The sequence below is a fragment of the Bacteroides sp. AM23-12 genome (assembly GCF_003434395.1).
Taxonomy (GTDB): domain Bacteria; phylum Bacteroidota; class Bacteroidia; order Bacteroidales; family Bacteroidaceae; genus Bacteroides; species Bacteroides thetaiotaomicron.
On the sequence record NZ_QTLF01000103.1, the window covers coordinates 1 to 372 of the forward strand.

Annotated in this window: 1 pseudogene; it reads left to right on the forward strand. The window is 52.4% G+C overall.

The window, feature by feature from the left end:
* A pseudogene (locus DW640_RS24210) lies at positions 1-372 on the forward strand (endonuclease); the annotation flags it as partial.

The following is a 372-nucleotide window of genomic DNA, read 5'->3' on the forward strand; positions in this document are numbered from 1 at the left end:
GCGTCCGTCGTCACCCGCCCTCTCCCCCGTCCCCTGTGCCACAACGGACGAGGCAGGAAATATCCTGCAAGCCTATCCATCCATGAACGCACTGGTAAAAGGGGAACAAATGAACCCTAAACAACGTAATTGGCTGGTGCTGCATTTATTACACCCCGAAAGACTGAAGCAATCGGCCATGAAGAAAAAGCCAAGAGCCGAAAGAAGCGGTTCGGAAGAATGCTTTCTGATAGCACCCGAAATACCTGTGCTGACTGTCAAAGCTGATTCAATCGGGGAGTTCGAAGCAGGCAATCTGCTCGGAACAGGCAGATCGAGTAATTCAGTCGGAGAGTCCGAAGCAGGCAATCTGCTCGGAACAGGCAGATCGAG